Origin of the sequence: Curtobacterium sp. LFS084 (assembly GCF_047977705.1) — a bacterium.
Classification (GTDB): domain Bacteria; phylum Actinomycetota; class Actinomycetes; order Actinomycetales; family Microbacteriaceae; genus Curtobacterium.
The window spans coordinates 17,691-42,852 of sequence record NZ_JBFPFM010000017.1 but is presented as its reverse complement, the minus strand read 5'-3'; the positions used below and the strand labels follow the sequence as shown (position 1 = coordinate 42,852).

Annotated in this window: 19 protein-coding genes and 2 pseudogenes; 11 read left to right on the top strand and 10 right to left on the bottom strand. The window is 65.0% G+C overall.

Translation table 11 applies throughout. The features are described 5' to 3' along the window. Positions 1-26: 26 nt before the first annotated feature. The 4 genes from ACNQOV_RS10785 to ACNQOV_RS10770 all read right to left on the bottom strand — a co-directional run bounded on the left by ACNQOV_RS10785 (position 27) and on the right by ACNQOV_RS10770 (position 4,667). A complete protein-coding gene (locus ACNQOV_RS10785; RefSeq protein ID WP_416394494.1) occupies positions 27-419 on the bottom strand; it encodes a hypothetical protein in 393 nt (130 codons plus the stop codon). 86 nt (positions 420-505) lie between these two features. After that, positions 506-2,203 carry an alpha/beta hydrolase gene (locus ACNQOV_RS10780; RefSeq protein WP_416394493.1) on the bottom strand — a complete coding sequence of 566 codons (1,698 nt, stop codon included), beginning with the start codon at positions 2,201-2,203 and terminating at the stop codon, positions 506-508. Then, complete coding sequence (locus ACNQOV_RS10775) at positions 2,200-2,475, bottom strand: hypothetical protein (protein WP_416394492.1); 276 nt, start codon at positions 2,473-2,475, stop codon at positions 2,200-2,202. Before ACNQOV_RS10775 ends, ACNQOV_RS10780 begins: the two co-directional genes overlap by 4 nt. Before the next feature lie 74 nt (positions 2,476-2,549). After that, entirely contained in the window at positions 2,550-4,667 is a 2,118-nt protein-coding gene (locus tag ACNQOV_RS10770) for a UvrD-helicase domain-containing protein (RefSeq protein WP_416394491.1), read from the bottom strand. A 270-nt stretch (positions 4,668-4,937) separates the two neighbouring features. Here ACNQOV_RS10770 and ACNQOV_RS10765 point away from each other — a divergent pair, with 270 nt between their 5' ends. From ACNQOV_RS10765 to ACNQOV_RS10725, 9 genes and pseudogenes are all read left to right on the top strand, one after another. After that, the gene (locus ACNQOV_RS10765) at positions 4,938-5,600 is read left to right on the top strand and encodes a DUF262 domain-containing protein (RefSeq protein WP_416394490.1); all 663 of its coding nucleotides are present in this window, start codon (positions 4,938-4,940) and stop codon (positions 5,598-5,600) included. Beyond that, complete coding sequence (locus ACNQOV_RS10760) at positions 5,515-7,467, top strand: GmrSD restriction endonuclease domain-containing protein (RefSeq protein WP_416394489.1); 1,953 nt, start codon at positions 5,515-5,517, stop codon at positions 7,465-7,467. The genes ACNQOV_RS10765 and ACNQOV_RS10760 overlap by 86 nt, the downstream gene beginning before the upstream one ends. Continuing rightward, on the top strand, positions 7,457-9,061 hold the full coding sequence (locus ACNQOV_RS10755) for a hypothetical protein (protein ID WP_416394488.1): 1,605 nt from the start codon (positions 7,457-7,459) through the stop codon (positions 9,059-9,061). Before ACNQOV_RS10760 ends, ACNQOV_RS10755 begins: the two co-directional genes overlap by 11 nt. Positions 9,062-9,143: 82 nt before the next feature. Further along, positions 9,144-9,326 (top strand): hypothetical protein, encoded by a 183-nt coding sequence (locus ACNQOV_RS10750; protein ID WP_416394487.1) that lies wholly within the window; start codon positions 9,144-9,146, stop codon positions 9,324-9,326. Beyond that, a pseudogene (locus ACNQOV_RS10745) lies at positions 9,307-10,509 on the top strand (McrC family protein). Before ACNQOV_RS10750 ends, ACNQOV_RS10745 begins: the two are co-directional and overlap by 20 nt. A 53-nt stretch (positions 10,510-10,562) precedes the next feature. Further along, positions 10,563-12,128: a type I restriction-modification system subunit M gene (locus tag ACNQOV_RS10740; RefSeq protein WP_416394486.1), complete on the top strand. Its 1,566-nt coding sequence runs from the start codon at positions 10,563-10,565 to the stop codon at positions 12,126-12,128. Then, a complete protein-coding gene (locus tag ACNQOV_RS10735; RefSeq protein ID WP_416394485.1) occupies positions 12,125-13,312 on the top strand; it encodes a restriction endonuclease subunit S in 1,188 nt (395 codons plus the stop codon). Before ACNQOV_RS10740 ends, ACNQOV_RS10735 begins: the two co-directional genes overlap by 4 nt. After that, complete coding sequence (locus tag ACNQOV_RS10730) at positions 13,313-14,380, top strand: hypothetical protein (RefSeq protein WP_416394484.1); 1,068 nt, start codon at positions 13,313-13,315, stop codon at positions 14,378-14,380. It begins immediately after the preceding gene. Beyond that, positions 14,377-17,424, top strand: coding sequence for a type I restriction endonuclease subunit R (locus tag ACNQOV_RS10725; protein ID WP_416394510.1), 3,048 nt, complete (start codon positions 14,377-14,379; stop codon positions 17,422-17,424). The genes ACNQOV_RS10730 and ACNQOV_RS10725 overlap by 4 nt, the downstream gene beginning before the upstream one ends. A 12-nt stretch (positions 17,425-17,436) precedes the next feature. Here the strand turns inward: ACNQOV_RS10725 and ACNQOV_RS10720 are convergent. The 6 genes and pseudogenes from ACNQOV_RS10720 to ACNQOV_RS10695 form a co-directional block, all read right to left on the bottom strand. Further along, positions 17,437-17,634: pseudogene (locus ACNQOV_RS10720) on the bottom strand (3'-5' exonuclease); the annotation flags it as partial. Positions 17,635-17,751: 117 nt separating this feature from the next. After that, the gene (locus ACNQOV_RS10715; RefSeq protein WP_416394483.1) at positions 17,752-18,240 is read right to left on the bottom strand and encodes an AAA family ATPase; all 489 of its coding nucleotides are present in this window, start codon (positions 18,238-18,240) and stop codon (positions 17,752-17,754) included. A gap of 212 nt (positions 18,241-18,452) precedes the next feature. Then, positions 18,453-19,349 (bottom strand): DNA mismatch endonuclease Vsr, encoded by an 897-nt coding sequence (vsr, locus tag ACNQOV_RS10710; protein ID WP_416394482.1) that lies wholly within the window; start codon positions 19,347-19,349, stop codon positions 18,453-18,455. A 94-nt stretch (positions 19,350-19,443) separates the two neighbouring features. Then, complete coding sequence (locus ACNQOV_RS10705) at positions 19,444-20,952, bottom strand: PTS transporter subunit EIIC (protein ID WP_416394481.1); 1,509 nt, start codon at positions 20,950-20,952, stop codon at positions 19,444-19,446. A 40-nt stretch (positions 20,953-20,992) separates the two neighbouring features. Then, positions 20,993-21,904 (bottom strand): N-acetylmuramic acid 6-phosphate etherase, encoded by a 912-nt coding sequence (gene murQ / locus ACNQOV_RS10700; RefSeq protein WP_416394480.1) that lies wholly within the window; start codon positions 21,902-21,904, stop codon positions 20,993-20,995. 10 nt (positions 21,905-21,914) lie between these two features. Next, complete coding sequence (locus ACNQOV_RS10695; RefSeq protein ID WP_416394479.1) at positions 21,915-22,802, bottom strand: MurR/RpiR family transcriptional regulator; 888 nt, start codon at positions 22,800-22,802, stop codon at positions 21,915-21,917. Between the two features lie 140 nt (positions 22,803-22,942). Between ACNQOV_RS10695 and ACNQOV_RS10690 the strand changes: the two genes are divergently transcribed. Both ACNQOV_RS10690 and ACNQOV_RS10685 read left to right on the top strand, forming a co-directional pair. After that, on the top strand, positions 22,943-23,221 hold the full coding sequence (locus ACNQOV_RS10690; RefSeq protein ID WP_416394478.1) for a hypothetical protein: 279 nt from the start codon (positions 22,943-22,945) through the stop codon (positions 23,219-23,221). Continuing rightward, a complete protein-coding gene (locus ACNQOV_RS10685) occupies positions 23,218-25,095 on the top strand; it encodes an alpha/beta hydrolase (RefSeq protein WP_416394477.1) in 1,878 nt (625 codons plus the stop codon). Before ACNQOV_RS10690 ends, ACNQOV_RS10685 begins: the two co-directional genes overlap by 4 nt. Positions 25,096-25,162: the final 67 nt, after the last annotated feature.

The window sequence follows — 25,162 nt, the reverse complement described above, 5'->3', positions numbered from 1 at the left end:
CGTCTCTCATCTGTCGGCGCCGGCGATTATTCGTAGTCTGCGATGTCGCCAGTCCCGCAAGCCGACTGGACCTCGATCGAGACGCGTCGCGGGCTGGCATTGACCGAGATGGATTCGACCGCCTGACCTGTGGTGACGGCTGACCAGAGCGGCCGACCGTCGTCGATCGTGTCCTGCTTGATGGTGACGTCGTAGTCGCGCTGCTTCCACGTCTTCGCAACCGCACGGACGAGCGACTCCGGATCCGTAGCGCCGGTCCGCTCCTGGTCCCACGAGAACGTGACGCCTGAGCTTCCGTTGCCCGTCGAGCACTCCGACGATGCGGGTCCGTCCGAGAGCGCGGTCCAATCGCCGCCGGCCGCCTTCATCGTCTGTTTGACCAAGCTGACCATGCCGTCTCGTGCCTGCTCGGCGTCCATCTCGCTGCCTTTCGGTTGTTGTGCACATCCAGCCAGTAGCACCGAAGTACTCACCAAGGCCAGGATCGCTGTCGCGGTGCGTGTGCTCACCGGTCGTTGAGCTTCCCGGCGGTCGCGCGGGCGATGTTGTCGAGCGACTCGGTGTTCTTGTCGAAGTACCCGTACTGGCCGGCGTGATCGGTCGCGTTGTTCCAGATCGGATCGTGACGATTCACGCCGTTCATGGTCGGGTCATGCGGGAGACCGGCTGTCGGCAAGTAGGTCGCGCCGAACGCGGGGCTGGCTGGATCTCGACGAGTCATGCTGAAAGCCTGCCCGATCCACGACCAGTTGTCGCCCGGCAGGCCCGGGATCGAACGCGGCGCCTGTGCGGCGAAGACCTGATCGGAGTGGATGTCGCTGGCAGTCTTGATCTCGCGTTCCAGTCCTGCTGATCCAACGGTCACGTACGAGTCGACCGCGTAGTCACGGTGAGCGAGCGTGAGCGAGGACGTCGTCGACCCGTAGGAGTGTCCGACCACGTTCAGCGTTCCCTTCGTCGAGCCCCGGGCAGCATTGAACCCCGCGAGGTCTTGACCGAGTCGTTCGCTGCCTGCCCGAGCGAGATCGCCGTGCAGGACCGTCCTCGTTGTCGGGGTCTCGTAGTTGATCCACGCGACGACTGCTGCGTCGCCGACGTAGTCCTGTTGGCGGACCCGGAGGTTGTAGGCGGCTCGCTCCACGACCGTCATGTTCCTCGTGTCGGAGTCCATCCCGGGGACGAGGTAGGTGACATCGTGAGCCCTGTCGAGATCACCGATCGAAACAGCGGCGAGTGGAGGGTGGTGTGGGACGAGCGAGGTCAGCTGGACACCCTTGTACTTGCCGAGCGACGCGCGGATGTTCTTGTACGCGGCGAGGTCCACGCCGGACGCGGACGCGATGAGCGTCGTGAGTTGCTTGCGGTTCGCCCGGTCCCTCGCCCAGTAAGCGACGCCGTTCAGATTGCCGATCACGGCGGGGAACGCCGCGATCAGGGCGTCCTGCTCGGAAGAGTGCCCGTCGCTGCTTCCCCGCTCGTGAGAACCGCCCATTGAGGACCACCAGTCAGCGATCAGCTCGGGATCCGATACCGCATCAAGCCGGTCAGCTATCGCGGGATCGCCGCGCAGCGCGACTATCTGGTCAGGGGTCAACGAGCTCAACCAACTCAGGAGCTGACGGTCCGACATCCGCCCCACTGAGCGTGCTCGTACAGCGACGATGCCGACGGATTGGACGTCGGACAGCTTCGCGGCCGTTCCGTCGTCGAGGCGGGTCCGCTCAGCGATGAGCTCTTCCCAACGTGTGGAGAGTTGAGCGTCTACGGTGTCTTGCTGCATCAGTGCCTCAGTGACTCCGCGAAGCATGACGTGATCGGCTTCCACGTCCGTCCCGGCATCGACCGACTCGGTGAGTCGAGAGCGGTCCGTGACGAGTTGATCCCTCTCCTTTGCAGCACTGTCCTGCGCGGAGCGGATTCGGGCAGCTTCGTCCTGAATGCGCTCGACCTCGTCGGCGTAGCGCGAGAGCGTCTCCGCGAGGTGCTCGATGAGAGCGGCCGTCCGTGCGTAGGACGGTCCGAGCGTTTCAGCCGCTGACGTGAAGCGCTGTCTGGCCGAACCAGACCATTCACTGGCACGCAAGCCGTCCGCTGTCCGCTCCAGTCGAGTTTGCTCGTCACGGAGCAGCTGGGCCCGTGCTTCGTGGTGCCGCGCGGTGGCCCTGATCGATGCCGGAGCGCCACGAGTCGGATCGGCCGTCATCCGGCTTCACTCGCGAGGGCAGCGTCGCGGCGCATGAACTCCTCGGCTGCCGAACGCACCCACTCGCCGATGGTGTCCGTCATCTCCGCTATTGCCTGCACAGATCGGTCGTGTGACGCGGACGTTTCGTCGTGAGCCGCTGCGACCGCGTCGCTCCCGAAGTCCGCCCGGGCTTCAGCAGCTCCCGTTGCTTCGTCCAGCGCTGCGCTGATCCCCTTGATGCTCGTGCTCGCTGCGTCCATGGCTGCGAGGTCGATGATGAGATTCCCCAATGTTGCCCCTCCACCCGGGACAATATCAGATGTCGGTCGCGCTCAGGTTGCCTGCTCTTCTGCTCGCAGTCGGCTCAGCGGCTTCGCGGTGCGCCACTCCGCACACCGACCCACAGCCCGTCCCGCGCCCGCGTCATCCCCACGTACAACTCCCGCCGGCCGCGCTCCCGCCGCTCCCGATCCGCCTCGGACGGCTCGCCCGTCACCGGATCCAGCAGCCGACGGTCGACGTGCGCCAGCAGCACCTGCTTGAACTCGAGCCCCTTCGCCCGCTTCACGGTGCCGACCCGCACGGCGTCAGAGATCCTGCCCGAGTACTCGTCGAGCATGATGACCGGGATCCCTGCCTCGCGCAGCACGCTCCGGACGTCGTCCGCATGCCGGTTCGTCGCCGTGAGGATCCCGACGTCGCCGTGCCGCGTCCCGATCAGCCGCAGGACCTCGCTCAGCCGCTCGACCATCGAGCGGTCGTGCTCGGCCCGGCTCGAGAACCGGTGGAACGCCGGCCCCGGCCCCGACCGCGAGATCGCCGACACCGTGTCACCGACACCATCCACACCCTCGATGTCGACGAACTGGTCGTCCGCCAACATCTCTTTCGCGAACTCGAGGATCTCGGCCGTGTTGCGGTGGTTCACGTCGAGCACGACACCGCGGCCGGACAGGCTGATGCCGACCTCGCCGAGGGTGTACCCGCCCGGGTAGATCGTCTGCTGGCCGTCCCCGATGAGCGTCAGCCCGTCCGCGCGATCCCCGACGAGGCGGTGCATCAGCGAGACCATCGCGCACGACAGGTCCTGCGCCTCGTCGACGATCACCGCGTCGTACCGCTCGAGCGGCACCGCCGCGACCGCGTCGCGCGCGAGCAGGACGATGTCCTCCCAGTCGTGTGCGCGCCGCTCACGCAGCCCGCGGGAGTATGCCTCGTAGAGGTCCCACACCGCCTGCCGCGTCTCCACGGGCAGCGCGTGCTTGCGCCCGACGCGCGCCAGGTCGGCGTACTGCTCGAAGCGCGTCAGGCCGCGGCCCTTGATGACGTGCTTGATCTCGTCCTCCCAGTAGGAGCGCGAGAAACGCGAGGACCGCAGTGGACTGGAGGCGCGGATCGCGTTCCAGGCGTCGTCGAACGCGAGTCGCGCCTCCCGTCCGGGCACGCGGAACGCGATCCCGCGTTCCTTGAGCAGGCGCGTGGCGAACGCGTGGACGCCCATGAAATCGACGCGACCGACCATGTCGGGCGCGAGGCGCTCGAGGAGCGACTCGAGGACCTTCGGCAGAGTCCCGATGTAGGTGGTGAAGAGGACGCGGCCGCCGGTCGAGCGTGCGAGGTAGGCGGCGCGGTGGAGGCCGACGACGGTCTTGCCGGTGCCGGCGGCACCGCGGATGCGCGCCGGTCCGTTGAAGCTGCAGCGGACGAGCTTCGCCTGGGCGGGGTCGAGGAAGGCCATCCAGTCCTCGATGGGTGCCTCGAGGACACCGTCGAGGAGCTGGTCCGTGAGCTCGTCGTCGAGCGTGGCGATCGTCGTCGCGGGCGCTGGCGTCAGCGCGGGGTCGCGGGGGAGGACGGCTGCGGGGACGACGATCTGCGGCGGTGTCGCTGCGTCCTCGCCGATCACGGGGAAGCGGGTGAGCATCGCGGCGAGGACCTCGTCGACGCGTGATGCGGAGAGCCGGGCGCCGCGCTTCGTGATGTGGCCGACGAGGTCGTGCGTGCCGATGACGTCGACGGAGGCGACGCGCGCGTGCATGCGCTTCTGGCCGGCGAGTGCTGCTACGGCGTGGACCTCACCGGGCGCGAGGCCGATGTCCGCGAGGGCGGCCTCGGTGATGTACGCGAGGTCGGCGAGGCGGGCGATGTCGTCGGTGACGTCCTGCTGGCCGCGGGTGATGCGGTCGCCGTGGACCGCGACCTCTCGCCAGGCCTTCGTGTCGACGATGAAGACGCCGGCGCGGCCGACGACGACCATGTCCACCTGGGCAGTGCGGCTGCCCGGCCAGCGGCGGTCGGCGAGGAGGTGGTAGCCGATGCCGGCGAGCGGGGCGAGGAGCCGGGCGGTCTCGCTCTCGGCGCGTTCGGCGATCTCGAAGCGGGCGGCGCGTTGTTCGGCGTCGTGTGCCTGGCGTCGCAGTTCTTGCGCGTGGCTGCGTTGGCGGTGTGCCGCGACCCCTGCGGATTCTCCGGCCATCGTCATGGTGTTGCCCCTCGACCTGCTTGTTGCGCGGACCACTCGTCGTCCCCGTGACGTGCGGTGCTGAACCTTCCTCGTGGATGCTGGGCTGACTCGGGAGCACCTGTTCTGGGGTGTTCGGGGAGGAGGCTTCCGCATCATTGATACGTTACACATCAACAGCACCTGGTTGCGGTTTTCCGCCGAAGTGCGGTGATGAGTGGGGGTCAGCGACGGCCAGTGTCGAGAAGCGCTCGGTTCTGTCCCTAGGATCTCGATGACGGAGGACGACACATGGACGTACGTGAAACCACCCTGCAGGAACTGCTGGGCGGACCCAAGCAGTACCTGGTGCCCCTCTACCAGCGGCCCTACGCGTGGGAGATGCGGCAGCGGAAGCGTCTGTGGAGCGACATCCTCGACCTCGCTGAGACGCGGCGGACCAACCCGAGTGCGACGCACTTCATGGGCTCGCTCGTGCTCTCGACCGGTGCGATCGTGCCGACCGGCATGGAGTTCCTCGTCGTCGATGGCCAGCAGCGACTGACAACATTGTCGATCCTGCTCTGCGCGCTCCGCGACTACCTCCGTGTGCACCAGACCAGTGAGCCGATGCTGGCCGAGAGCATCCACGAGCAGTACATCGCCGACCGCTTCAAGCCCGGCGACGCCCGCCTGAAGCTCTTGCCCACCCAGGCGGATCGCGATCCTTTCCGTGCTGTGGTCGATGGTGCAGTCGGCGCCGATTCCACGTCCGGGGTGGGCGACGCCTACTCGTTCTTCCGCCGCGAACTCGAACTCGCCGACGACCCGGACGACCCCCCACGACATCGAACGGATCCGCGAGGCCGTCCTCGGCGGTCTGAGCTTCGTGGCCATCACCGCTCGCGACGAAGACAACGTCTACCGAATCTTCGAGTCGCTCAACAACACGGGTCTCCGACTGACGCAGGGTGACCTCGTCCGCAACTACCTGTTCATGCGACTCGGGTCCCGTGGGGAGTCGGTGTACACGTCGTGGTGGCTCCCGATGCAGCGCCGGCTCAGCGTCAACGACCTCGAGCTGATCTTCTGGCTCGACGCCGTCGCAGACGAACCGCTGCTCAAGCAGGGCGACATCTACAGCTACCAGCAGGCGCGGCTTGCCAAGATGAACGACGAGCAGATCCTCACGGAGATCGAACGCTTTAGCCGCTTGTCCGAGCAGCTCGAGGTCATCCGGGAGCCTTCCCGCGAGCCTGACCCCGGTGTTCGCAAGCACCTGCAGCACCTGGCGGAGTGGGGATCGACGACCACCGTTCCGCTCACCCTTCGGCTCCTCGCACGGCGCGCCGCCGGCACCAGCAGCACGGAACAGGTCGCGGGCGCGCTCGCAGCCGTCGAGTCCTACATCGTTCGCCGGACCATCGGTGGGCGCTCAGGCCAGGGCCTCAACCGCACCATCCTGCAGGCGTGCGGCGTCCTTGATGATCGACCGGTCGACCATGTTCTCGTCGACTACTTTTCGACCGGGCGAAAGTACTTCTCGACCGACGACCAGATCCGCGACGCGGTCCGCACCCAGCCGTTCTACCTGCGTGGTCTGCGGACCCAGCAGAAGCTGATCCTGAAGTGGGTGCAGGAGGAACTCAACGCGAAGGAACCCGTTGACGTCGAGAAGTCGACGATCGAGCACATCTTGCCGCAGACGCTGACCCCGGAATGGCGTGCTGCGCTCGACGTTGACCTCGCAGACGACGAGACCGTCGACCTGGTGCACGAGCAGCTCGTGCACTCCCTGGGGAACCTGACGCTGACCGGCTACAACTCCGAGCTCAGCAACCGGCCCTTCCCCTCGAAGCAGGAGGATTTCCGGAAGAGCAGCTTCAGCGGCCTGAATCGGCTTGTCCTTGAAGCTTCGACGTGGGGACGCGCGGAGATCCTTGCTCGTGGTGAATGGTTCGCTGAACGGATCGTCGAGCAATGGGCTGGGCCGAACGAACGGCTGCAGTCGTCCGACACTGGACGCGACTGGTCGCTCGTGCACCAGGCGATCATGGCCATCCCCGCCGGCCACTGGTCGTCGTACGGTGACGTCGCTGCTCTCGTCGGCACGCACCCTGTCCCGCTCGGCGTCCATCTAGCGAGCCACGAGGTCATCGGGGCACACCGGGTGCTGCAGGGCGGCGGCACAATCTCGCCTGGGTTCCGTTGGCCGGATCCGTCCGATGAGCGTGATCCTCGGGCGGTGCTGGAAGAAGAAGGGCTGCGATTCTGGACCAACGGCGCTGCTGACGAAACTGCCCGGCTCTCGACCGCGGCGCTCGCCGAGCGGGTGGGTCTCGTCACCGACGGAGTCAACGGCACGGATGCGGTGTCAGACGGCATGTTCATGGGGCAGTTGTCGAGCGCGAACCCGCCGACGACCTTCCACGCCGTCTCCGAGCTCTTCGCCGCGTGGAAGGAGCTCGGCGGCACCGTCGAGTTCGGGTCGAACCGGGAGAGCAGCGCGTTCATGACGGCACCGCGTCGTTCCGAGGAGGGGCCGTCGCACTGGCCCTTCGCGATCTACCCGATCTCCGGAAGCGTCGAGGTGGTGTTCCAGCACCTACGAGTCCGCCCGCCGTTCGATGACCTCGCCCTGCGGCAAGAGTTCCGTAGCCGGCTCAACGCCGTGCCGGGGATCGACCTCGCCGCCACCAGGATCGACAAACGGCCGTCGTTCCCGATCGACGTGCTCAACGCGACCGCTGCCCGCGAGCAGGTCGTTGATGCGCTGCGGTGGTTTGTCGACCAGCTCAACCCCAACACACAGAACGCTGAAGGAGACACCGATGAGCGATGAGCTCCACGACGAACTGCACGAGGACGAGCCTCAGAACGGCGAGGCACCCTCGTCGGCGCTGGTCGAGTTCGAGGACGGTCTCGCCATCTTCTTCGGCACCGATGTCCCGGATGGACTCGAGGTCGTTCCGTTCTCGTTCATCGACGAGCCCACGCTGCGCGCAGTCTCGACGGCCGTCGGGAACGCCGTCGGCCTTGGAAGCGTCGGCGCGCAGGGCATCAATGCAGCGATGCAGGCTCAGGGACTTGTGCGCCTTGCACCTCAGACGCTCGAGGCGCTCAAGACGGCGACACCGATCGTGAAGGACGGCTGGAACCTCGGGACCCTCGCGAGCGGCGGCGGTTCATTCACAGCGTCAGTCCGCTGGCTCCCCGCCACTGCGGCGACGACTGCCTCGGTCCTCGCCTCGATGGGGCCCGCGATCACGTTGATGGTCATCCAGTTCCAGCTGAACCAGATCGCTGCCGTCGCCCAGCACAATCTGGAGCTGAGCTCGAAGGTGCTGCAGGTCGTGCGCCAGGGCCAGTGGTCCGCGGTGACCGGCCACTACGAGACCCTCATCCGCGAGCTGCGGCATGCCCGACGGATCGGGGAAGTAACCGACGCGGTCTTCGCTGAGGTGCGCGGCTACCAGGGTGAACTCACTTCGCAGTGGGATGGGAACAAGCATGCAGTTCAGCGATACGCCGACGAGCTCAAGAAGAAGATCGGGCACAAGGACCGCCAGCAGTACCTCGCCGACAACGGACAGGCGATCATCGCCGATGTCCAGGCGCTGCTGCTTTCGCAGACATCTTGGTTCGTCTACCAGTCTCTCCGCGCCGGCCACCTGTTGCGGAGTGCGAAGACGAACGAGGCAGACGCCAAGCTGCTCGACGGCTTGGTGACTGACGCCCGCTATCTGCATGAGCAGTCGCTTGCGCAGACGGACGAGCTGCTGGACCAACTTGCTCGTGAATTCGCGATCATCGCCGAACTGCCGGGCAGGCGGACGTTCAAGATCGGGGGTACCGCACGAGCGGCGAAGGAGTCGCACCTCATGGTGCGTGAGCTGCAGAATGCCCTCGGGCACATCCGCGGCATCGAGACGGCCCCTGACCTAGAGCCTCTTAAGCTTCCGTCCTTGCTGGTGTTCGAGGACGACGTTCCGGAGGAGCTCGTTCGGATCCTCCCGTTCCGCCTCCAGCCGGGGGAGCAGGTCCTCGCACTGGCTGACGTCTCGTTCGACCGGATCACTCTTCCTCGTCTGAGCGACGGTTGGGTTGCAGTTACCGACCGACGCCTGCTCCTGACCAAGCAGGACTCGTTGCGACGGGTTGGTGCGATCGACTCCGAGTTGAGCCTCGCGAACATCCGGTACGTCCGACGTTCGGACGCTCCGGAGCGGCCACCCGTCGCCGAGATCATCACCAAGGATGCGGACGTGACCCTCCGCTTTCCCGCCTGGGCGAAGGCGGGTGCAGTGCGCCGATCCGCGGCCGACTTCGGGGAATTGATCGCCAGCTTCATGAACCTGCCTGCGGAGGAGATCCCGGCGGTCAGCCTGCTCGAGATCGCCGCTTCAGAAGAAGGATTGCGCTCGGTGCGAAGCTGATCCGCATGGCTGCGCCGACCTGCTGACGCGACTCAACGCGCAGATCCAAGACCACGATGCGAAGGTCGGGCCGTCCTTCCTGATGCGCGATCTCGCCGGGACCGGTCTGCAGGACGTGTGGCGGTACGAGATCTTGCCGCTCCTGGCGGAGCACCACTACTGCGAAGGCGTCGACCTGGAGGCACGGTACGGCACGGCAACGTTGCGTCGGCAGACGACGCGCGCGTCGGCGGACGGGGCCGAAGGTGCTTCCGTCGACGATTGAGCGGCGGGAGGCGGACCAGTCGGTGGTGCACCGGCTGCCGCGCGCGGTGGCGGTCGGTCTTGCCTCGGCGAACATCGCGACCGTCGCGCCCACGCTCGGTGCTGACGAACACCGCGTGAGTGGTGTCCGGAAGGTCGGCGTCGTGCGGATCGCCGGGCACATGGTGTGGCTGAAGCCGAAGACTCCGGTGCGGCGGCTGTTCGCGATGCTCGGGTACGCCCGTGCCGGGAGTGCGATCTGGACCGGCGACGACTTCGGGTTCGAGGAGGACGATGACCTGGTGCCGGCGTTGGTGCACGCGTTCGTGCGTCAGGCCTCGCGGGCGTTGGCCGGGGGACCGCTCCGCGGGTACGTCACGCGCAAGGATGCGCTGCCGCTCGTGCGTGGCCGGTGGCGGATCGGCGACCAGGTGACGCGGCGGGGCGGGCAGCCGCTGCCGGTCGAGGTGTCGTTCGACGACTACGTCGAGGACATCACCGAGAACCAGGTACTGCTGACCGCAGCGACGCGGTTGTTGCGACTGCCGGGTGTGCCGGCGGACGTGCTCGGGGCGCTGCGGCGGATCGTGCGGGTGCTCGATTAAGTGTCGGTGATTGCCGTCGGGGCGCCGGTGCCGGTCGTCCGGCCGGATCGACGGAACGCGCGGTACTCGTCGGCGTTGGCTTTGGTGGCCTTCGTGTTGTCAGGGTCGTCGGTCGAGCAACGCGCCGGCGCGGTCGTCGCGTCGGGGTTCCTAATGGACATGTGGTCGGTGTTCGAGGACTTCGTGTCGGCTGCCCTGCGTGAGGCTTTCAGGCCGTACGGGGGAGTGCTGGTGTCGCAGTACAAATCGACGCTCGACGTCGAGGGGACGGTGAAGATCGCGCCGGACCTCGTGTGGCTCGTCGACGGGGAGGTGCGGGCGTGCATCGACGTGAAGTACAAGATCGAGAAGCACGGGCAGTACCCGAACGCGGATCTGTACCAGATGGCGGCGTTCTGTCGGCGGTTTGGGTTGGAGGAGGGATGGCTCGTGTACGCCGCAGGTTCCGGTTTCGCCGAGTCTGTGCGCATCGTCGAGGGGCCGAAGGTGGTGCGAACATTTGTGGCACTCGACGCGGGCGGAACTGGGCTCCTGGCACAGAGTAAACGCTTCGTGGCTCGCGTCGCGCGCTCGGTATGTCCTGTGCTCCCGCTACGGTGATCAAGCGGCCCAGGCCACCTCGAACCGACCGGCCAGCCGTAGGAGACATCACGATGGCACCGACTACCAAAGAGGCGCAGCGCGCCGAACTGCACAAGACGATCTGGCGGATCGCGAACGACCTTCGGGGGAGCGTCGACGGATGGGACTTCAAGTCCTACGTGCTCGGTATGCTGTTCTACCGCTTCATCTCCGAGAACCTCGCTGCGTACATCGACAAGGGTGAGCGCGAGGCGGGCGAAGCACACTTCGCTTACGCAGACCTGCTGGACGAGGCTGCTGAGCACGGCCGGCACGAGACGGTCTATGAGAAGGGCTTCTACATCCTTCCGTCAGAGCTGTTCCAGAACGTCCGTAAGCGCGCGCCGCAGGATCCAGACCTCAACGAGACGCTTGCGACCGTGTTCAAGAACATCGAAGGCTCGGCCCTCGGCACGGACAGCGAAGACGACCTCAAGGGGCTCTTCGACGACCTCGACGTCAACAGCAACAAGCTCGGCAACACCGTGGCCAAGCGCAACGAGAAGCTCGTGAAGCTCCTCGACGCCATCGGAGAGCTCCCTCTCGGCGACTTCGAGAACCACTCCATCGACCTATTCGGTGATGCGTACGAGTACCTGATGCAGATGTACGCATCGCAGGCAGGTAAATCTGGCGGCGAGTACTACACGCCACAGGAGGTGTCAGAGCTCCTCGCGAAGATCACGGTGGCCGGCAAGACGAGGGTGAACAAGGTCTACGACCCGGCGGCGGGCTCTGGGTCGCTGCTCCTCATGTTCGCCAAGGTCCTCGGCAAGGAGAATGTCGGCGCGTTCTACGGGCAGGAGATCAACCTGACGACCTACAACCTCGCTCGGATAAACATGTTCCTGCACGAACTGAACTACGAGCAATTCAGCATCGCGCACGGGGACACGCTCCTCGAACCAGCCCACTGGGACGACGAGCCGTTCGAGGCGATCGTCTCCAATCCGCCGTACTCGATCAAGTGGCCCGGCGACGCCGACGCCCTCCTCATCAATGATTCTCGATTCGCACCGGCCGGTGTGCTGGCTCCGAAGTCGAAGGCCGACCTCGCGTTCACAATGCACATCCTGTCGTGGCTCGCAGTAAACGGCACTGCTGCGATCGTCGAATTCCCTGGCGTGCTGTACCGCGGGGGAGCCGAGGCGAAGATCCGCAAGTACCTCATCGACAACAACTACGTCGACGCTGTGATCCAGCTGCCACCAGACCTGTTCTTCGGCACCACGATCGCGACCTGCATCATCGTGCTCAAGAAGTCGAAGACCGATAACTCGGTGCTCTTCCTCAACGCGTCGACCGAATTTAAGCGCAGCGGCAACAAGAACAAGCTCACGCCCGACAACCAGCGGACTATCCTCAGCGCATTCGAGGACCGCGCGGCCGTTGACCACTTCGCGATGCTCGTCTCTAACGAGGACATTGCCGCGAATGACTATAATATCGCGGTGTCGTCCTACGTCGACGCCGAAGACACTCGTGAGGTTGTCGACATCATCGAACTCAACGCAAAGATCGCCCGCATTGTCGCCCGCCAGGCCGAGCTGCGCACCTCGATCGACGAGATCGTTGCTGACTTGGAGGGCACGGCGTGAGTCGGGTTGAAGAGCTGATCAAAGAATTGTGCCCCGACGGAGTTTCCCGCCGGCCGCTTGGCTCTCTGGGGTCACGGAACAAGGGAACGGCGATGACTGCTGCAAAGATGAAGACCATTGGCGGCGGAGGGCCGATTCGTGTATTCGCAGCTGGCAATACGGTCGCGGACGTTGCGGAGGGCGCAGTGCCCGAAAAGGACGTAGTTCGCTCACCAAGCATCATCGTGAAGTCTCGTGGGCATATCGGTTTCACCTACTATGAGCAACCCTTCACACACAAAGCCGAGCTGTGGTCGTACACAATAGATCAGATCGACGTAGATCAGAAGTTCGTTTACTACTACTTGCTCACTCAGGTGAGCAAGCTCCAAGGATTGGCGCGAGCGACATCCGTCAAGCTGCCTCAGCTTGGAGTTCGAGACACAGACGCGTTGCCTGTTCCCGTGCCGCCTCTCGATGTGCAGCGAGAGATCGTGCAAGTATTGGACCACTTCGCGGAGCTGGTTGCGGAGTTGGAAGCGGAGTTGGAAGCCCGCCGCACACAGTATGACTACTACGCGGGTAAGCTACTGACGGTTGATCAGGATGTTCCTCGAGTGAGGTTCGGCAGCGTAGCAACGATCAGTCGTGGCGCTTCACCGCGCCCGATCCAGCAATTCCTGACGGACGATCCGGGCGGTGCACCTTGGATCAAGATCGGCGATGTTCCAGCAAACGGAAAATACATTACACGAACCGAACAGCGCGTTACCTCCGATGGTGCTGCAAAGTCGCGGCGAGTGATGCCCGGCGACTTCGTGCTTTCCAACTCAATGAGCTTCGGGCGTCCCTACATCTCAAAGATCGAGGGGTACATCCATGACGGCTGGCTCGCGATCGGCGGGTTCAACGATTCCTATGTTTCCGACTACCTTTACTACCTGCTTCGCTCGGCTCCGGTGCAGGAGGAGTTCAAGCGCCGTGCAGGCTCTGGCACTGTTCAGAACCTGAATGCTGAGATCGTGCGGTCAGTGGAGATCCCTCTGCCGTCTCGTGAAGTGCAAGAGCGAGTTGTTGCGCTTTTGGACCGCTTCGACGCGCTTGTGAATGACTCCAGTATCGGTCTTCCTGCCGAGCTCAACGCGCGTCGTCGTCAGTATGAGTATTATCTTGACAAACTACTGACCTTTGAGGAGGCCGACTAGATGACGCGCCGTCATGAGACGGTTGCGAGCCTGGCCGATGAAGTGTTGCAGGGCCTTTCTGGTTCGCGTAGTGCTCTGATTTACGCTCCAAACACAATTGGTAAGACTCGTTTAGCTCAGCACCTCAAGGAACGTGACCCAGAGGGCGTTGTCCTGTACAACTCTTTTGTTGAGGACGTGTTCACCTGGGACAACGAGCAAGTCGTGCTCAAGATGAACCCGGCGTCGGAGCTGCTAGATACTATCGCGACCCAAGGTCTTGATAGCACGATCATCGATAACTTCCGATCTTTCACCAGTGGCAAGATCGAACCGAAGATTGATTTTGAGAGTGGAGAGATTAATTTCGGCATACATACTGGTGATGACAGCTCGGCGGACGGAATCAAGATCTCCCGGGCTGAAGAGAGTATATTTGTCTGGAGTGTCTATTACTCCGTTCTGAGTGAGGCGATCGAGACACTTCGTGATAGTGCGGATTTGCGTTCTACGGCTGACTACGACCGGCTAGCGCTTGCGGTGATAGACGATCCCGTGTCATCTATGGATGATGTGAGAATCATATCGGTGGCGATTGCGCTGTCGGAGCTTATCAAGCGAGCATCCGAAATCGACTTGAAGTTTGTTGTTACTACTCATCACGCTCTCTTCTTCAATGTCCTGTTCAACTCGCTCCGGCGGAGGAGTGACCGGGCGTACGTTCTCGCGCGAGGGCCGGTCGGCGGGTGGACACTTGCCACGCAGTCTAAGGACTCACCTTTCAGCTATCACTTGAAAATCATCGAGGACATTCAAGGGGCAATCGCGTCGAATACCGTTGAACGAGCTCACTTCAATCAGTTTCGAGCACTGCTTGAGAAGACTGCCAACTTCTTGGGTCACACAGGTGGTTGGGGTAACTTGCTAGTCGGTCGAGATGCGGCCTTGATGACGAAGGTCCTTAACCTGTATAGTCATGACCGTTTCGCCGATATTGATTCGTCAGATGTGGCTGAAGAATATAAAGCTGCCTTTGAGAACGAATTCCAAGAGTTTCTGAAAGCGTTCAGATGGGCGGCCTCGGCATGAGCGATACCCCACGAAAGTATGACCCGATTACCGTCTCGTCGGAGAGTACGGTCGTTGCTGAGTATATTCCCGACGCTACGGCGTCTTCTTCGTATCAATCCGAGGCAGATCTCGAGCGAGAGCTTGTTTACCTACTGCAGTCGCAGGCGTACGAGTATCTGCCGATCACATCAGAGGCGCAGCTGATCGCGAACTTGCGCTCGCAGCTTGAGGCGTTGAACTCGACTACTTTCTCTGACGCGGAGTGGAAGCGGTTCTTCTCTGAGCGGATCGCAGGCGCGAACGATGGCATCGTCGACAAGACGGTGCGCATCAACGAGGATGCCGTCCAGCTCCTGAATCGCGACGACGGTTCGATCAAGAACGTCACGTTGATTGACAAGCAGAACATTCACAACAACCGACTGCAGGTCATCAACCAATACGAGGTCGGCGTCGGCGAAGGTGGCTCTGCCCGCTCGAACCGTTACGACGTCACCGTCCTCGTGAACGGCCTGCCGATGGTGCACATTGAACTTAAACGTCGCGGCGTCGACATTCGCGAAGCCTTCAATCAAATCGATCGCTACCAGCGCGACAGCTTCTGGGCGGGCTCTGGTCTCTTTGAGTATGTGCAACTGTTCGTGATCAGCAACGGGACGCTGACGAAGTACTACTCTAACACCACCCGGCGCCAGCACCTCAATGAGGCGGCCGGCTCGAAGCGGGTGCGCAAGACGTCGAACTCGTTCGAGTTCACCTCGTGGTGGGCCGACGCGCAGAACAAGCCGATCGCTGACCTGTCGGCGTTCGCGAAGACGTTCTTCGCGAGGCATTCCTTGCTGAACATCCTGACGAAGTACTGCGTGCTGACGGCGGACCGCATGCTGCTCGTGATGCGCCCATACCAGATCGTCGCGACCGAGAGGATCCTGCAGCGCATCGACGTCGCGACGAATTCCAAGACCCTCGGCAGCGTCGCCGCGGGCGGATACGTGTGGCACACCACCGGTTCCGGTAAGACCCTGACCTCATTCAAGGCTGCGCAGCTCGCCCGGAAGCTGCCAAGCGTCGGCAAGGTGCTCTTCGTTGTGGATCGCAAGGACCTCGACTACCAGACGATGCGCGAGTACGACCGCTTCGAGAAGGGCGCCGCGAACTCGAACACCTCGACGGCGGTGTTGAAGAAGCAGCTCGAAGACCCGAACGCACGGATCATCATCACGACGATCCAGAAGCTCTCGACGTTCATCGGCGCGAACAAGGACCACGAGATCTATGACGGCCACGTCGTGATCATCTTCGACGAGTGCCACCGGTCGCAGTTCGGCGACATGCACACTGCGATCACGAAGGCGTTCAAGCGCTACAACCTTTTTGGCTTCACCGGCACGCCGATCTTCGCGTCGAACTCCGGCCATGGCGGCAACCCGCAGCTGAAGACCACCGAGCAAGCGTTCGGCGAAAAGCTGCACACGTACACGATCGTCGACGCCATCACTGACAAGAACGTGTTGCCGTTCCGCATCGACTACGTCAACACCATCAAGGTCGGCAGCCCCGACGACAGCCAAGTCTCCGCGATCGACAAGGAGGGTGTGCTGCTCGATCCTCGGCGCATCTCTGACATCGTCCGGTACACGCGCGAGCACTTCGATCAGAAGACGAAGCGCGCCGACCACTACACGCTGGGCGAACGACGGGTGCGGGGTTTCAACGCCCTATTCGCGACCGCCTCGATCGGTGCGGCGCGTACCTACTACAACCACTTTCAGCTGCAGCAGGAGGGCTTGCCGTCAGACCAGCGCCTCAAGATCGGCCTGATCTACTCCTACGGCGCGAACGAGGCCGTCGAGGACGGTGCCCTCGACGAGGAAGGCTTCGATACCGGCTCGCTAACCATGGACGCTCGGTCCTTCCTCGACGACGCGATCCAGGACTACAACGAGCTCTACGGTACGTCCTTCGACACCACGGCCGACCGGTTCCAGAACTACTACAAGGACCTTTCGCTCAGGCTCAAGTCCCGCGAGATCGATCTCGTCATCGTCGTGAACATGTTCCTCACCGGCTTCGACGCCACGACGATGAACACGCTCTTCGTCGACAAGCACCTCCGCGCCCACGGCCTCATCCAGGCATACTCGCGCACGAACCGCATCCTGAACTCCGTCAAGACCTACGGCAACATCGTCAGTTTCCGCGACCTCGAGGACGAGACCAACGACGCCATCGCCCTCTTCGGTAACAAGGACGCCCGCGGCGTCGTGCTGCTCAAGCCTTACGTCGAGTACTACAACGACTACGCCGACAAGGTCACCGAGCTGCTGAACGCCTTCCCGCTGGGCGATCAGATCATCGGCGAGGCCGCGCAGAAGCAGTTCATCCAGCTCTTCGGCACGATCCTGCGCCTACAGAACATACTCACTTCCTTTGACGAGTTCGACGGCTCTGCCTTGCTCACCGATCGTCAGGGCCAGGACTACCGCAGCGTCTACCTTGACCTCTATGCCGAGTTCCGCAAAGAGAAGGGCGCCGACAAGGAGCAGATCAACGACGACGTCGTCTTCGAGATCGAGCTGATCAAGCAGGTCGAGATCAACGTCGACTACATCCTCATGCTCGTGCAGAAGTACCGCGACGAGCGCGGGGATGGCGACGACAAGGAGATCCGTGCGAAGATCACTCGTGCCGTCGACGCCAGCCCGACTCTGCGCAACAAGAAGGACCTCATCGAGGACTTCGTCGACTCGCTCTCCGTGGACGGCGAGATCGACAAGGAATGGCGGTCCTTCATCGCCGCCAGGCGCGAGGCCGAGCTCGAGACGATCATCATCGACGAGCAGCTGCGACCCGACGAGACTCGCGTCTTCATCGACGCAGCCTTCCGCGACGGACAGATTCGCACCAGCGGTACCGCGATCACCAAGGTATTGCCGCCGGTGTCACGGTTCTCTGCAGACGGCGGCCACGGTGAGAAGAAGCAGCGTGTGATTCGACTGCTCGACGCCTTCTTCGATCGCTTCTTCGGCCTCAGCTCCAAAAACGGAGAGTGGGGGGTGTGAGCCGGCGGGCGTTCAGCGGCAGACGCCGACCCATAGCCCGTACCGCGCCCGCGTCATCCCCACGTACAACTTCCGGCGCTCGAGCTCCCGCCGCTCCCGCTCGGCTTCACTCATCGATGCACGTGCATCGGCGAGCAACCGCCCCCGAACGTGCGCGAGCAGCACCTGCTTGAACTCGTGCCCCTTCGACCGCTTGACGGTGCCGACCTTGACCGCGTCGACCGGCTTTCCGTCGTAGTCCTGAGCGACACGAAGCGCACGCCCGCTGGGCGGAGCACGGTCATGACGTCGTCCGCCTGCCGGTTCGTCACGGTCAGGATCGTGACGTCACCGCGCGAGGTTCCGACGAGTAGCAGCACCTCGTTCACACGAGCGAGCATCGTGGTCGGCGCGTCCGGCAGCGCAGTGGACGACGGCCGCGGGCTCGTTTGGCGTGACGGCGGATACGGCGTCGCCAGTGCCGTCCACGCCTCCGATGTCTGTGAACGGGTCCGCTGCGACCATCTGCTTCGCGAAGTCGAGGATCTCTGCCGTGTTCCGGTGGTTCACGTCGAGCACGACACCGCGTCCCTCGAGGTAAATCCCGACCTCGCCGAGTGTGTAGCCGCCCCGGTACATCGTCTGCTGTCCGTCGCCGATCAGCGTCAGCCCGTCCGATCGATTCCCGACGAGCGAGTGCAGCAACGACACCATCACGCAGGACAGGTCCTGAGCCTCGTCGAGGATGACCGCGTCGTAGCCTACGAGCGGTCGCTCGTGGAACGCGTCGCGGGTGAGCAGGACGACGTCCTTCCAGTCGGTGAGGCCGCGCTTCAATAGGCCGCGCGCGGGGGATCTCTAGGTCCTGACGATCGGCCAGGTCGTCGAGGCGAAGAGGTCGACCGCGCGGGCGTACGTCCGAACCGCGATCGGGCAGGCGCTCGACTACGCGGCGGTCGCGAGGCGTCACGGTCTGGCGGTGACCCCGGCTGTCCTCCTGCCTTCCGAGCCCCAACCCTCAATGTTGGAGCTGGGCACCTCGATCGGGATCACCGTGTGGTGGCCGATCTCGAGCGGTGACTTTCGGGAGGACAGGCCGTAATCGCGGCTCTGCTCAGGATCCTCACTGTGGGCAGATCTGACTTGGCCCAACCGAGCGAGTCGAGTTCGGCGGGGAGGACCCAGCGCAACTCGTCGTGGTCCGTGCTCGACGTCAGTCCGTCCGCGGCCCAGGCGACTCTGAAGGTGGCGAGGTCGATGTCAACGTTGCCGACACGGGTGAGGGAGCGGTCGATCGGTTCGCCAACGACGACGTCAAGACCGAGGTCTTCGTGGAGCTCGCGTCGCAGGGCTTCCGCAGCGAGCTCTCCCGGCTCGACCTTCCCGCCGGGGAACTCCCATTGGCCCGCCGCTGGTCGATTAGGTGCCCTTCGACATGTGAGTACGCGACCGTCAGGCCGAGTGAGTACGCCGGCCACGACCTCGATCACGCGTTCCATCCTGCCTGAGAAGCTCGGCGCGGCACGAGCGATTGCACTCCATTGATCCAGGGCGTGCTCGATGGAGGCGGCTGCATCCTCGGGACGTTCGTGCTCCCAGAACCGGAACACCCGCCAGCCTTCCGACACCAAGATCGCCTGATTCTGTGCGTCCCGCTGACGATTGGCGAGCAACTTCCGACGCCACAGCTCGGCGTTCGCCTTCGGTAAGTGGGCGTGCTCCTCGCAGAAGTGCCAGAAGCACCCGTCGACGAAGACAGCGATCCGTGCACGTGGGAACACGAGGTCGGGCCGAACGTGGCACCGACTGCTCATGGGCCGGTCGACGAAGAACCGTCGCCCTCGGCGGTGCAGCTCCCGACGCAGGGCGAGTTCGGGCGCTGTGTCTCGCCGACCGAGGCGGCCCACGTGCCGCCGACGGGCGTCGTCTGCTTCCCAGGTCTCCATGCTCCGATCCTCGCCTGACGACCGCTCGGGCGAGGATCCCAGCTATGTTCTGTGAACGGATACGCGGTGGATCGCGATGTGGAGGAACGGGCGATCAGCGCGAGTCGGCCGCGGTCGCTCCGACCGGCGAGACCGGCACGTCGAGGGGCGCATCCGGAGCAACCCGTTCGCCGGACGGCACTGACGACTGCGCCTCGAGGTCGGCCCGCACCGACGCTGACACCCCGAACAACGACGTCGCCACGAATCCCACAACGTACGCCACCACGAGCCCCGACCCGTACCCGAGCAACGCCCAACCGTAGCCAGAGGATCCGTTCAACAGCGGGATGAGCGACAGGTCTGACGCCCCGATGGCGATCGCCCCGACGGAGTGCCCGAGCTGGTCGAACAGCCCGACGACCCCGCCACCGAACGCCCCACCGATGCACGCGGTGATGAACGGCCGCCCGAGGGGGAGCGTCACACCGTAGATCAGCGGCTCACCGACCCCGAGGAACCCTGCCGGCAGCGCCCCACGGATCGTCCGCACGAGCGAGGCGTTCGACCGGAACCGTACCCACAGCGCGATGCACGCACCGATCTGCCCGGCACCGCCCATCGCCAGCACGGGCAGCAGCACGGTCCACCCGGTCTGCTCGATCAGCGTGGCGTGGATCGGGATGAGCCCCTGGTGCATGCCGGTCATGACGAGCGGCAGGAAGAGCCCGCCGAGGATGAACCCGGCGAACGCCCCACCGTTCGCGAGCAGCCAGGTCGCAGCAGTACCGATCGCGATCGAGACGACACCGGCGACGGACATCAGGATGCCGAGCGTCACGGAGCCGGCGACGAGGACGGTGACGGTCGGCACGACGATGAGCGCGATGACGTCCGGGGTGACCTTCCGCATGAAGCGCTCGACGTAGGCCGCGAGGATGCCGCCGGCCAGTGCTCCGAGCACACCGCCCTGCCCGGGAGCGAGGGTCTCGCCGAACACGGTCACGTTCGCGACACCGGCCGCGACGATGATGCCGCCGACCGCACCACCGAGGACGGGCGTCCCGCCGAACTCCTTCGCAGCGTTCATCCCGACGAACACAGCGAGCAGCGACAGGAACCCGCTGGACAGCACGCCGAGGAACGGCGTCACCCCGGGCAGCCACCCGAGGTTCGTCAGGATCCCGTTGATCCCGGCGATGAGCCCGCAGGCGATCAGCGCGGGGATGAGCGGGATGAAGATGGCGGCGACGCGACGGATGGCGCGCATGGTGCGGCCGTCGGAACGGGCACGGGCGGATGCCTTGATCGACGCGCCCCGCGCCGCCAGCTCCTCGGGCGACACCGAAGCCGAGGACGCACCCGGAACAGGAGCAGCACGCAACGACTCGAGCGAATCAGCCACGCGGTCGACCAACCCCGGCCCGAGCACGATCTGCAGGTTCGAGCCGGCCGCGATGGCGGCCATGACGCCCTCGGTGGCCTGGAGAGCGGGCAGATCAACAGAGGAAGGAGAAGCCACCTCGACCCGCAACCGGGTCATGCAGTTCTCGACGTCGGCGATGTTCGAGGACCCACCGACGGTGTCGAGGATCTGTTGTGCGAGTTGCTGTGCAACGGTCATTGATGGTGCTCCTCGGGGAAGGAAGGACGAACGAGAGAGATCAGGAAAGAATGGCGCGCAAGGAACCGTCAGCAGCAGCGAGCCGAGAACGGACGACGGACGCCGACGACCCGGTGAGGATCATCGCGATGGCCGTCTTGACCTCGCCGCCGGCGGCATCGAGAGCGGCGGCGACGTCAGCGGAAGCAGCTCCGGTCACGTCCTGCACGAGCGAGAACGACCGGGCGACGAGCTTCTCGTTCGTCGCCCGCACGTCGACCATGCGGTTGCCGTACGTCTTGTTGCTGCGCACCATCGCCAGCGTGGTGAGCATGTTGAGGACGAGCTTCTGCGCGGTCCCCGCCTTCAGACGGGTGGATCCGGCGATGAACTCGGGACCGACGACGACGTCGATGGCGATGTCGGCCTCCCGCCCCGCGGCCGAGTCGGGATTGCACGCGACGGAGACGGACAGGGCGGACCTGCGCCGCGCCTCCAGGACGGCCGCGATGACGTAGGGCGTCCTGCCGGACGCGCTGATCCCGACGACCACGTCGTCGGCCGACAGGCCGAGCGCGTCGAGGTCGCGGACGGCGGCTGCTTCGTCGTCCTCGGCGCCCTCGACGGCGGTTGTGAGGGCGACGTCGCCGCCGGCGATGACGCCGACGACCTGCGAGGGATCGGTGCCGAAGGTGGGTGGGCACTCGCTGGCGTCGAGGACGCCGAGCCGGCCCGGTGTGCCGGCGCCGACGTAGATCAGGCGGCCGCCGCGTCGGAAGGCTGCGGCGATCGAGTCGGCGGCGAGGGCGATGGCCGGGAGGCACGGCTCGAGTGCCGCGGGCACGCTGCGGTCGAGCGCGTTCATGCGTTGGGCAGCTTCGAGGGTGGAGACGAGGTCGATGTCGTCAAGGGACGAGTCGGTTGCCTCGGTCGCGAGGTGCCGCAGCTCGTCGCGCAGGTCGTGGTGGTGCATGGTGCTCGATTCAGGGACGGTGGTGCGTGCGGACCGCGCGGCGGCTGCGTGCGAGGAGCGTGCGGGAGCGGTCGTCGGTGCGCTGGGCGACGACGATGAACAGGGCGTCGACGATGGCGAGCTGGCTCATCCGGCTGCCCATCGCGGCGGGGCGCAGGTCGCTCTCGGCACCGGCGACGCCGAGCAGCACGTGGTCGGCGTGGTGGGTCAGCGGCGAGGTGGCGTGGCCGGTGATCGCGACGACGGTGGCCTCGTGCATCTTGGCCTCGGTGGCGACCTCGAGCGCCTCGACCGTGGTGCCGGAGTGGCTCGTGATCACGAGGACGTCCTTCGGGCCGAGGACGCTCGCGAGGGTCAGGGCGTTGTGCGGATCGTCCGCGATCGAGCTTGCGATGCCGATGCGTTCGAGTTTCAGGTGCAGGTCGCGGGCGACGATGCCGCTCGCGCCGACGCCGTACGGGACGACCCGTCGGGCCTCGCTGATGCGGACCGCGGCGGCTTCGAGTGCGATCGGGTCGAGCGTGGCACGGGTGTCGCTCATCACGGCCCGGACGTCCTCGGTGACCTTCGCGATCACGGTGGCGACGTCGTCGTCGACGCTGACGCCCGCGTGGATCTCGGTCTCGCGTCGTTCGTGGATGCCCCGCTCGACGGCACGGGTCATGCTGCGCTGCAGTGCGGCGAAGTTCGAGAACCCGAGGTGTTGGGCGAAGCGCGAAACAGTTGCGGGGGAGGCCCCGGCGCGGGCCGCGAGCTCGGCGGCGCTCGTGGTGGCCGCGGCGCCGGGGTCGTCGAGGACGGCGTCGGCGATGGCGCGCATGCTCGTCGGCATGCTCGCGGACTGGGTCCGGACGAGGGCGAACGCGTCGGCGCGGTCGATGCGGTCGGCGATGATCATGCGCTCCATGAAAGCGCATTGCACCGACAGTCGCCAGTGCTGCAAGGTACTTTCGTGTTTCTTCGGCGCGGCGGTGGCTGGTTGCACGACTGACATATCAGGCTATGCTGGCTGGGCGTTGATGCGTGAAGGGGGCAACGTTGGGGGACTTGACGGTCGATGCGTCGGCGATGCACTCGGTGGCGTCGAAGGCGAAGAACGCGGCGGCGGAGTTCGGTTCCGAGCGTGCGCTGTCCGGGGCAGACGGCGGGTGTTTCGGGTCCGACGTCGTGGCGTCGGCGTTCGCGTCGTCGGCACGGGCGCAGGACGCGATGGTCCGCTCGCTCGGTGATGACGCGGACACGCTGAGTCAGTTCGTGCAGGACGCTGCTTCGGAGATGGAGCAGGCGGACGCGGGTCTGGCGGCGAGGCTGCGATGACCGCCGATCCGACAGCGGGTGACCCGGACGGGATCCGTCGGCTTGCGCGCTTGCACACGCAGCACGCCGACGCGGTCCGTGCGGGGGCTCGACACGTGGTGGACGCTGCTGCGTCGGCGCAGTCGGGTTGGACCGGGAAGGCGCAGGAGCGGTTCGTCTCGGTGGCGGCGACGGTGCCGGCGAGTGCGCAGCGCATCGCGGCGCGACTCGACGAGGCCGCGTCGGCCTTGGACACGTACGCGAGCGAGGTTCAGCGGATCCAGGACGAGGCACACCGCGTGCAGACCGCTCAGCAGGCCGCGGCCGATGACGTTGCGGCGAACGCCAGCGCGATCCGCGGGGCCACTGCGACGGCGCAGAGCGCGGACGCGGTTGAGTCGGACGCGGCGAAACTCCAGCAGTTGCAGAACGGAGCGGCGAGTCTCGCCGGGCTGCAGGGACGGTTGTCGGCGCAGTGGGACGAGTTGGTGGCGCGGCGCGACGCTGCCGATCGACAGGTTGCCTCGGCTCTGGAAGCACCGGAGGTCGTCGGCAAGCTGCAGTCCGCTGCTGCCGTGGCGAAGATGAGTGACGGGCAATTCCTCACGTGGCTCGGCTCGCTCGACAAGGAGTCGATCGCCGCGTTGCAGGACGATCCGACGATTGCTGCACGCTTGGCGCGCATGGACGCGAAGGACGTGGCGGCGTGGTGGACGGCGATGTCCGGTCCGGACGGTGCGCACTCCGCTGAGCAGGATGCGTTCGTCGCGGCGATCCCGGCGGCGCTCGGGAACCTGAACGGCGTCGCCTACTGGGCGAGGGCGCGTGCGAACTCGAGCGTGCTCGCGGACAAGCTGTCCGAAGCGAAGCAGAAGACGTCGTACTGGGAGAAGCAGTTGAAGAGCGCTTCGAGCCCCGCGGCTGCGGCTGCTGCGAGAGCACAGCTCCAGACCTGGCAGCGGCAGCGCGACGGGTACCAGAACATCCAGACAGCGTCGAAGAAGAAGCCTGTCTCGCTCATCTCGCTCGTCGATGATCGGCCCCCGTTGGCTCAGATCGTCTCGGGCGACATGGACAAGGCGACGCATGTGACCTACATCGTGCCCGGAATGAACACGGCGACCTACCAGGACGGCACCGTGAGTAACTATGCGGCGATCGCCAGCGGCTTGCGCAGCCGCCAGGCCGCGGTGAGCAATGCACTGCCCGCCGACGTCGCGGTGGTCTCGTGGATCGGCTACCACGGGCCCATGGCAGATGACCTGTCGTTCGCATCAGTCGTGGCGAACGGTCGAGCCCACACGGGTGCTGACGCCCTCGCCGCCGACTTGAACGGCTTCGATGCGGTCCGTGCAGCCTCCGGGAACGACGCGGACTTGTCTGTCGTCGCGCACTCGTACGGCACGAACGTGGCGACCATAGCGCTGACGGAGACCCACGCTGACCACGTCGTGCTCCTCGGGTCCGCCGGCGTCACGGACGTCGCGCCGAACGCCGACGCGCTGCAGGTGTCGAAAGGTGAAGTGTTCGCGAGCCAGGGAGCGAAAGACGGATGGGCGATCACCGGGCAGAACCTGTCAGGCCGGCAGGATCCCACGGACCCGACGTGGGGAGCCCATGATTTCAGCTCGGAGACGCAAGGGTCCGGTGCTGACACGCTCCACGGCGTCACCCATCACGGCCCGTACGACGGCCGCGATGGGAACGATCAAGGGCAGTACTCGTACTTCGACAACAACACGACCGCGCAGTACAACACCGCGAAGGCGACGATGGGTCTGGGTGATCAGATTCCCGAAGACGGTGCCCCATTCGATCGAATGCGGCAGCAGACGAAGGACAATTGGTTCATGTACCACTGGCAGACAGGACTCACCGGTGACCCCACGCTGTAGGCGCTTGACACTGATGGGCGCGATCGCCACCTCCGCAGTGCTCCTATTGACCGCATGCTCCGACACT

Excerpts from the sequence above, each read along its gene's own strand:
- ACNQOV_RS10785 (WP_416394494.1), bottom strand. The coding sequence starts at position 419 with ATGGACGCCGAGCAGGCACGAGACGGCATGGTCAGCTTGGTCAAACAG.
- ACNQOV_RS10780 (WP_416394493.1), bottom strand. The coding sequence starts at position 2,203 with ATGACGGCCGATCCGACTCGTGGCGCTCCGGCATCGATCAGGGCCACC.
- ACNQOV_RS10770 (WP_416394491.1), bottom strand. The coding sequence starts at position 4,667 with ATGACGATGGCCGGAGAATCCGCAGGGGTCGCGGCACACCGCCAACGC.
- ACNQOV_RS10765 (WP_416394490.1), top strand. The coding sequence starts at position 4,938 with ATGGACGTACGTGAAACCACCCTGCAGGAACTGCTGGGCGGACCCAAG.
- ACNQOV_RS10755 (WP_416394488.1), top strand. The coding sequence starts at position 7,457 with ATGAGCGATGAGCTCCACGACGAACTGCACGAGGACGAGCCTCAGAAC.
- ACNQOV_RS10750 (WP_416394487.1), top strand. The coding sequence starts at position 9,144 with ATGCGCGATCTCGCCGGGACCGGTCTGCAGGACGTGTGGCGGTACGAG.
- ACNQOV_RS10740 (WP_416394486.1), top strand. The coding sequence starts at position 10,563 with ATGGCACCGACTACCAAAGAGGCGCAGCGCGCCGAACTGCACAAGACG.
- ACNQOV_RS10730 (WP_416394484.1), top strand. The coding sequence starts at position 13,313 with ATGACGCGCCGTCATGAGACGGTTGCGAGCCTGGCCGATGAAGTGTTG.
- ACNQOV_RS10725 (WP_416394510.1), top strand. The coding sequence starts at position 14,377 with ATGAGCGATACCCCACGAAAGTATGACCCGATTACCGTCTCGTCGGAG.
- vsr (WP_416394482.1), bottom strand. The coding sequence starts at position 19,349 with ATGGAGACCTGGGAAGCAGACGACGCCCGTCGGCGGCACGTGGGCCGC.
- ACNQOV_RS10705 (WP_416394481.1), bottom strand. The coding sequence starts at position 20,952 with ATGACCGTTGCACAGCAACTCGCACAACAGATCCTCGACACCGTCGGT.
- murQ (WP_416394480.1), bottom strand. The coding sequence starts at position 21,904 with ATGCACCACCACGACCTGCGCGACGAGCTGCGGCACCTCGCGACCGAG.
- ACNQOV_RS10695 (WP_416394479.1), bottom strand. The coding sequence starts at position 22,802 with ATGATCATCGCCGACCGCATCGACCGCGCCGACGCGTTCGCCCTCGTC.
- ACNQOV_RS10685 (WP_416394477.1), top strand. The coding sequence starts at position 23,218 with ATGACCGCCGATCCGACAGCGGGTGACCCGGACGGGATCCGTCGGCTT.